The organism is Nonomuraea mesophila, from assembly GCF_004352805.1.
Lineage (GTDB): Bacteria > Actinomycetota > Actinomycetes > Streptosporangiales > Streptosporangiaceae > Nonomuraea > Nonomuraea longispora.
The window spans coordinates 1-910 of sequence record NZ_SMLD01000393.1; the positions used below are offsets into that span (position 1 = coordinate 1).

Consider the following 910-nt stretch of genomic DNA (forward strand, 5'->3'; position numbering starts at 1 on the left):
CCACCCAGCGGCACGACCACCCCACCCGGCGAAGCGAGTTCCTCCGCCGACACGAAAACGTCCTGCTCGCCGCAGACCCCCGCGGGTTTCGCGGCGGGTCCGGGGACATTTCAGGCGCCGACCCCACCCGACCAGCGGACGGACCAGACGCCCGGTCCACACACCGCTCCAGCGGCAGGCCCGTCGCCGGCGGCACCGACCGGACCGACCACCGGCCCGGCAACGAGGCACGTCGCTCACCAGGAAGTGATCGGCTGGGTCGATGGCCGCCCGATCTCCCGCAAGCTGCTCGACGACCGCCTCACCGCCCTGCGCGAGGGCCCGCTCAGTGCCGCGCTTCCGGTGCCGGGCACTTCCGAGGACCGCCAGCTCGCCAGGTGGCTGACCCAGGTCATCCTCACCGAGACGCTGTGCGAGAGCACGGCCATCGGCCTCGGCCTGAGCCCGCAGGAGAGGCCACCGCTGGATCGGCTGGCCGCCGTCGAACTCGGCTCCATCAACGCCGCCGCCTACAACGGCAGCCCGTGGGTGCGCGCCATGTTCGACCGCGTCACGGCCGAGGTCGTGACCCCGTCGGAATGGCGGCGCAGGCCGTCTCCCGTGCCCGCTTCCCCGGCACGACACCTCGTACGCCATCGGCTGTTCACCGACCGCGAGCAGGCGTGCGACGCCACACCCGCCGATCTCGAACCTCTCGGGCCGATCACGCTCGACTCACTGCCGACCGCGATCGCCGAGGCCCTCCGGTCTCATCCGTATGACACGCTCGTGGGCCCGGTCGGGGACGGCCTCGGATGGCACGTCGCCATCGCCACCCCGGTCACGGCCACGCATATACCCGGCCGATCAGGCCCGGCTCCTGTCCCGGGCCCCCACCCGGCACCTCCATCCCACAGCTCAACCTCGGCAC

1 protein-coding gene is annotated in these 910 nt (G+C 72.5%); it reads left to right on the plus strand.

Annotated features, from left to right (window positions below):
• Window positions 1-246 precede the first annotated feature (246 nt).
• A partial coding sequence (locus E1295_RS48225; protein ID WP_132642115.1) for a DUF7158 domain-containing protein occupies window positions 247-910 on the plus strand: 664 nt, incomplete at its 3' end.